The organism is Occallatibacter sp. FHG110214_02, from assembly GCF_059115385.1.
Window position 1 is genome coordinate 39,137 of record NZ_JBZYWK010000031.1, and the last position, 6,576, is coordinate 45,712.

Sequence of the window (6,576 nt, forward strand, 5' to 3'; positions counted from 1 at the left end):
ATGCGGCCTTGGATACGGGTGTGGTGTGCGGTGGGGCTTTGTTTGGCGCCGCAGGGTGAGATGTTGAGTGCAGCGCCGGCTGCTTCGCATGAGGCGAAGATGCCGGAGGTGATTGAGCAGTACGAGGCAGATGCGCAATCATTAGAGGCGACGTATCCGGTGAGGATTTCTCCGGAGCGGATTGCCCGGTTCGAGAAGTTTTATGCGGACGAGCAGGCATCGCTCAAGGCGATGGATTTTGACTCGCTTACGCAGGAGGACAAGGTTGATTATCTGCTGCTGAAGAGTTTTCTGACGGCGCGTGAGCATGATTTGGCGCTTCAGAAAAGGCGGATTGCGGAGATGCAGCCGCTGTTGCCGTTTGCATCAGCGGTGGATGCGCTGATGGAAGAGAAGCGCAGGATGCAGCGGCCAGATGGTGAGAAGTCCGGGGCGGCGTTGACGGAGCTGGTGAGGCAGATTGCCGCGGTGCGTGAGCAGATTGATGCAAAGAAGCTGAAGGTCAGCCCGGTGGTGGCGAACCGCGCAGTGGCAGCTACGCGGCAACTGACGGAGAATCTGAAGGACTGGTTCAACTTCAATAATGGCTATGACCCGGAGTTTACGTGGTGGGTTGCGAAGCCTTATGCAGACGCGGATAAAGTTCTGGCGGACTATGCGACCTTTCTGAAAGAGAAGGGCGTGGGTATTGCGCCGGATGATAAGGCGACGATCATTGGCGATCCGGTGGGGCGCGAGGCGCTGATGAATTACCTGGCCGATGATTTGATTCCTTATACGCCGGAAGAGCTGATTGCAATTGCGCAGACGGAGTATGACTGGGATCTCAAGGAGATGCTGAAAGCTTCTCATGAGATGGGCTTTGGCGATGACTGGCATAAGGCTGTCGAGAAGGCGAAGAGCATTCATGTTGCGCCTGGCGAGCAGCCGGAGATGGTTCGCAAGCTGGTTGTGAGCGGCATTGATTTTGTGAAGAAGAATGACCTGGTTACGGTTCCTCCGCTGGCGGAAGAGACGTGGCGGATGGTGATGATGTCGCCGGAGGAGCAGAAGGTGCTGCCGTTCTTTTATGGCGGGCCGGAGATCAGCGTTGCTTATCCGACGGACACGATGACGTATGAAGAACGTGAGATGAGCATGCGGGGGAATAATGTTCCGTTTTCGCATGCGGTGGCATTTCACGAGATGATTCCGGGACACTTTTTGCAGTTCTACATGGCGGCGCGGTACCGGCCTTACCGGCAGTTGTTTGATACTCCGTACTGGTTTGAAGGCAATGCGCTGTGGTGGGAGATGCTGTTCTGGGATAAGGGATACGATACGACTCGCGAGGAGCGCGTGGGTGCGCTGGTGTGGCGGATGCACCGCTCGGCGCGGATTATCTTCTCGATGAACTTTCACCTGGGGAAGTGGACGCCGGAGCAGTGCGTGGATTTCCTGATGGCGAACGTTGGCTTTGAGCGGGAGAATGCCGTGGCCGAAGTACGGCGGTCATTCAATGGCGACTATGAGCCGCTTTACCAGAGCGCTTATTTGCTGGGTGCGGTGCAGTTCCGGGCGCTGCATAAGGAGCTGGTAGGGTCTGGGAAGATGACGGAGCGGGAGTTTCATGACGCGGTGCTGCATGAGAACTCCATGCCGATTGAGCTGCTGCGGGCGGATTTGGAGAAGCTGCCGTTGACGCGGGATTACATGTCGGGATGGAAGTTCTATGGGGAGCATCCGGTGCATCCTTGATGCGTCTGTGTGTATGCGCACAGTGGGTGCTTTTGCAGGCTGTTTGTTTTGTATGAGTTGTGGGTGGTTGCACAGGGACTGTGCAGTTTCTTTATTTCGGAACTGCGCAAAGGCAGGGACAAGGGAAGAGGGACAAGGGACAAGTTGGTTGTGCCTGTCATTGAGCGCATGGGGTTCTCCTTTCTTTTGAGTTAGTGACGCTGCGCGCTTGGCAAGTCAGCGAGTCAGCGGAAAAACGTTCCTATGGCGCGGATGCTGCAAGCAGGAATTTGAGGCAAAAAGCATACCTCAGGGCCTAAATGCCTATCCGTTTTGGCTGGTTTGATTGCCGGGGCTGAAGCCCCGGCCTACCTTTTGCCCTAATGTGCCTCAATATCGCGATTCTGCCTGTAAAGTTATGAAATATAACAGAATATGTTCGGAATTATCTGTTTACCTTTTCGTTAACAGGTTGGCGAAAAGTGGTTACTTTGCAGGAAAAATGTTGCGAAAAAAACTTTTTGTGGTCCGGTAAAGATAGAACGGCCCGGTTCCTTTGCGGAGCCGGGCCGTTTTCCTGCTTATTTTTAGTTTGGCATAAAGTGCCATAATTGAGCGCAAACTTGGCGAAGATTTTTGTTCAATAGAATCAATGAGTTAGGAAATATTTTCGAGTTTGGGGCTTGACAAGGAATTTTCCACAGAAGGGCCTGGACAAGGTACAAGGGGTTTTAGATACACGGCTTTGTTGCTGGTGGTTAGTCGTCGGGGCAGACTTTTTGGATTTCGGGGGCGGGGGTGTCGGTGTCGTGGGGTTCGCCTTTGCCGGTTACGGTGATGCCGCTGTTGTCGAGCAGGAGCTTTTGTGTTCCGGAGTTGGGCAACTCGACGCGGTGGGGGGCGGGGGATGTGTAGTTGGCGAATGCCAGCACGGCGTTGGTGCCGGCGGGGACTGGGATCTGGGCGGTGAAGCTTTGGCCGGGGACGAATTCCCAGGAGTGGAACTCGACTTTGGCCTTGGAGCCGCTGCGGTAGGTGCAGCGGCCCTTTTCGCCGAACCATGCGGCAGCATCCATTTTGCTGATTTGTTTCAGCATGGATTTGTCTCGTATTACTACTACGTCCAGAGGGATGGGGCTGTCGGCGTTTGCGCCCTGGACTACGGTTCCTTGCAACTCCAGCGATGGCTTTTGGCCTACGGTCTGCTTAAGTGAGGATACCGGGTGCTTGAGGGCGCAGCCGGTCATGAGACATGCCACGGCAAGCGTCCAGACGGGATGGGGGAAATGCTTGGCCACTTTGATTTGCCTCGGGTGAAGTCAATATGAATGTACAACACGGCAGGGTACAGGGTGTGGGGGACAGGGTACGGGGTTTTAGATAAAGGGCTAAGAACTATAAAAGACGGGAAGGCTGTAAAGAGCGAAAGACTATAAAAGGCAATCGCAGATCCTTCGCTCCGCTTACTCCAATGCGCTTCGTTCAGGATGACAACCGATGATTTTGTGGGGGGAACTTGATGCGTGGGCAACTCGCCGTATAGATACCCCACCCTTGCGACAGAAAAAAGTCGCAAGGATGGGGCACGGAGATTTTGTGGGAGTTATTGTGTGTGTGGCGTTGTTGGGGAATCTAACTCGATATTGACCGGGGGAGGGTGGCGGGACACACTCAAGCTACGGAGTGACTCCGCGGGGCCCTGTTGATTTCACCCTGTTGCAACTTCGAGGAGGCAATGGCCCAGCTTGAATCCAGTCGCGAACTGACCGTTCAGGCTGAGAGTGGGGATGTTGCCGCCCAGTATCGGCTGGGAGTGTTGCTGCTGCTCGGAGAACGCGTTTCCCAAGACATTGAAAAGGCCTATTGGTGGCTGTCGCGTGCGGCGATTGCGGAACATGCCGGTGCGCAGGCGTTGCTGCCTGCGGTTGCGGCCTTGCAGGCCCAGGCTGGCGCAAAGCTGATGGGGATGGCTGGGAGTGAGCCGATTTGGGAGCGGGGGATTTCTTTTCTCTGCCGCATGATTACGCGACCGGTCCAGGCGGGGGCGGGGTTTGTTGCTTCGGCGTATGGCTGGGCATTGCGGGTGCTGCGGCGTAGATGGAAAGCTGGTCCTATGCTTGCGGGGCCGGTAGGTGAGGAGCGCAGGAGACATGCTCCTTTCGTCGATGCTGCTTGATGTGCGTTCTCAACTGACAATGCTGCTGACGGTTCGCTGGCCCCGGTCAGGGAGTGGCTGGTGGCGGCTTGCGCTTGCTTGCGTTCTCTGGCTTTGTTTGATTGCCGGAGCGGTGCTGCTGGTGCTGGCTGCTTTGCAGTCGTGGAGGCCGGTGGTGTTGGCGTTGGTGGCTGGCGTGCTGGCTGCGTGGGGAGTTCAGTGGGGACGGGCGGCGCGGCTTCTTTTTGCTAAGAGACTTCCGGAGTGGGTGAGCTGTTCGTTTGAAGACGGGCGGCTGGAGTGCTTGTTTGATGAGGCGCTGCTGCACAAGTGGGTTTGCGCGTGGCCATGGAGGGTTGTGACTGCGGTTGTTGCGGGGCTTGCTTGTTTTGGGATGCAGAGGGTTTCTGTTTTGCAGGCTGGCTTGCTGCCGTTGAAGGTGACGGCGATGGCGTGGCTGATGCTGGTTGTTCGCGGGGCTGGCGTGGTGTTGCCTGTTGCTGTTGCGGGTGTGTTTTTGTGGGCTACGTGGTTGCTGCGTGGGATGGCGGGGCATGCGAAGAGGGCGCTGGCGAGGCGGGCGGCTTTGGCGCAGGAACGCATTGGGCGCACGAGTGAGATCGATGGTTTTGATGCGGCGATGGAGGTGTTGTTTGCGCAGTTTTATCGCGAGCGGCCCACGACTTATCGCAGTGCGATTGAGAACCGGTTGAAGGCAGAGCCTGCGCTTGCGGTGATGCAGCCGGAGAGCATGGCTACGATGCTGAAGGCGGTGACGGAAGTGGCCCGGCAGGATATGCGGAATGCGGCGGGTGCGCTGGAGTCTGTGCGGCGGGTGGAGAAAAGCGCGCATGTGTTGCAGTCGTTGTCTTCTGTTTTGCGCGAGCCGCTGGTAGAGGTTAAGGCTGAGCAGTTTGTGAGCAGGCAGAGAGAGCTGGGGGAGCTGGTTGCGCGGCGGCAGTGGGAAGAGTTGGAGCGGGAGGCGCAGGAGCTTGAGAAAGAGATTGGAGAGGCGAGGGCGCTGCTGCGGGAGCGGTCGGTAAGAAGCGCTGGGGCGCTTTTGACTCCGGGGATGGACCCTTACAGCTTGCTTGGTGTGGATGCTTCGGCTTCGACTGCGGCGATTAAGAAGCTGCGGTTGCGATTGGCGCAGGTTTACCATCCCGACATTGGTGGAGAGACCAGCAATGCGGCAAAGATGGCGGAGCTGAACGCCGCGTATGATGCGGTGATGCGGGAGCGCGAGCGGCGGTGAAGGGTTCTGTTCCCTTAAAAACAGATGCGCGTTGAGAAACATTTGGCGTGATGAATCGATGTGGGTTTCTTGACTCAGGCATCGGTGGCGTGTCACGCTTGCAGGCGTACTCCTCCGAGATAGTTTGGTCATTGACGGCTAAAGAATGCCTATGAAGGCATCGAGCCGCGTGCCTGCGTTTCTCCGGTTTTCCTTTCCCTCGATTGCGCAAAACCTCGTTTGTAAAACAAACGCACGCTGCGCTGCGGCGTGGAGAGATCGCATTGTATGGCTATGTTGGAGTTGCCTGAACTCATCGAATGGCATGAGGGCATGCTGCTTACTCCTCAGCACTTCCAGCAGTTTGCTGGACGGACTGAGCTGTTGAGCCAGTTTTTATTTACGCAGGCGTGCCCGCTTGGATGGGGACTGCTGAACCTGAAGATCGATGAGGTGGCGCTGGGCGCGGGGAAGGTGTCTGTGCTGAACATCGAGGCGATTATGCCCGATGGGCTGCTGGTGCTTGGGGGGAGCGAACGCGGACTGAAACTGGAGTTCGACCTGAAGAATGCCAAGACAGATCCGGCGCGGATTTATCTTGTGGTTCCTCGCGAGCCGGATCTTTATCAGCGATCGGATTACAGCCGCTATGAGGAGATTAAGAATGGCATGGCGAGCCGCGATGGGGTTTCCGGCGCGGAGTCGATTGCTATTCCGAGGATTCGTCCGCGAGCGAAGCTGGTTTCGGATGATTCGGATATTCGCTCGATGACGGCTTTGCCGCTGATTGAGTTTGCGAAGGAAGGCTCGATCTGCAAGCAGACGGAGTATATTCCGCCGCAGATGCGGGTGAGGCCGGGGAGCGCGGTGGCGGAGCTTTGTGCGCCGGTGCGGAAGCTGGTGCGCGACAAGGCGACCGGGTTGGCGATGCGGCTGGGCGCGAAGGCGAAGCAGACGGATATGTTTACGGTGCTGCAGGTGCAGAGCCTGGTGTGCAGCTTGCCGATGCTGGAGGCGATGCTGAACTCGGGGCAGGCGCATCCGTTCCAGGTTTATCTTGCGCTGTGCCAGATGGCGGGCGGGGTTTCGTTTTTAAGCCATGCGCGGATTCCTCCGATTTTTCCGGCTTATGACCACCATGATCTTCTTTCGACTTTTGAGGCGGTGCTGGAGTTTATCCGGCGGTCTGTGTCCGAAGGGTTGATTGAGAACTGGGTTGGGCGGGAGCTGAAGGCGGCGGGCGGTCCGGGAGCGAAGAGCTTTGAGCTGGGGCCGACGATGGAGCAGGCACTTGGCGAGAATGCGGATTTGTCTGCGCCGTTCCATGGGTTGATGTTGCGTGCCGCGCCGGGAACTGATCCGGAGCTGCTGGTGGAGTGGGGCGAGACGTGCCTGCTGGCTTCAGAAGACCAGATTGCGGAGATTGAGATGAGCCGCAACCTGGGCGCTACGTTGGAGCGCGTGGATGCGA

5 protein-coding genes are annotated in these 6,576 nt (G+C 57.2%); 4 read left to right on the plus strand and 1 reads right to left on the minus strand.

Features of this window, described 5'->3' with window-relative positions; translation table 11 throughout:
- The gene (locus AC5S3R_RS18955; RefSeq protein ID WP_494268748.1) at window positions 1–1,737 is read left to right on the plus strand and encodes a DUF885 family protein; all 1,737 of its coding nucleotides are present in this window, start codon (window positions 1–3) and stop codon (window positions 1,735–1,737) included.
- A 737-nt stretch (window positions 1,738–2,474) separates the two neighbouring features.
- Here AC5S3R_RS18955 and AC5S3R_RS18960 read toward each other — a convergent pair.
- Window positions 2,475–3,014, minus strand: a complete 540-nt coding sequence (locus AC5S3R_RS18960; RefSeq protein WP_494268749.1) for a hypothetical protein — start codon at window positions 3,012–3,014, stop codon at window positions 2,475–2,477.
- A 437-nt stretch (window positions 3,015–3,451) separates the two neighbouring features.
- Here AC5S3R_RS18960 and AC5S3R_RS18965 point away from each other — a divergent pair, with 437 nt between their 5' ends.
- From AC5S3R_RS18965 to tssK, 3 genes are all read left to right on the plus strand, one after another.
- Window positions 3,452–3,892, plus strand: a complete 441-nt coding sequence (locus AC5S3R_RS18965; protein ID WP_494268751.1) for a hypothetical protein — start codon at window positions 3,452–3,454, stop codon at window positions 3,890–3,892.
- Window positions 3,867–5,126 carry a J domain-containing protein gene (locus tag AC5S3R_RS18970; RefSeq protein ID WP_494268753.1) on the plus strand — a complete coding sequence of 420 codons (1,260 nt, stop codon included), beginning with the start codon at window positions 3,867–3,869 and terminating at the stop codon, window positions 5,124–5,126. Before AC5S3R_RS18965 ends, AC5S3R_RS18970 begins: the two co-directional genes overlap by 26 nt.
- Before the next feature lie 267 nt (window positions 5,127–5,393).
- The coding region (gene tssK / locus AC5S3R_RS18975) for a type VI secretion system baseplate subunit TssK (protein WP_494268755.1) at window positions 5,394–6,576 on the plus strand (1,183 nt) is incomplete at its 3' end.